Source organism: Paraburkholderia sp. SIMBA_027 (genome assembly GCF_046535315.1).
Classification (GTDB): domain Bacteria; phylum Pseudomonadota; class Gammaproteobacteria; order Burkholderiales; family Burkholderiaceae; genus Paraburkholderia; species Paraburkholderia tropica.
In genome coordinates, this window is sequence record NZ_JAWRWY010001682.1 from 1 (window position 1) to 233 (window position 233).

At 64.4% G+C, this 233-nt stretch carries 1 protein-coding gene; it reads left to right on the forward strand.

Annotation, left to right across the window (positions count from 1 at the left end):
* Positions 1-233: 5-formyltetrahydrofolate cyclo-ligase (locus SB764_RS44905; protein ID WP_410867424.1), on the forward strand; the 233-nt coding region annotated here is incomplete at both ends.

Below are 233 nucleotides of genomic sequence, written 5' to 3' on the forward strand. Positions count from 1 at the left end.
GCCGATGAAAATCGGCCATCACAAGATCGCTGAGCCGACTTCGGGGCGTGTCGTGATTCCCGATCTGCTGTTCGTTCCTTGCGTCGGCTTCGACGAAGCCGGTTACCGGTTGGGTTACGGCGCTGGCTATTACGACCGCACGCTGGCCGCGTGGCCGGGTCCGACGAAGCCGGTCACGGTCGGCATCGCCTATGAAGCGTGCCGCACCGAAGCGCTGCAACGCGAGGCCCATG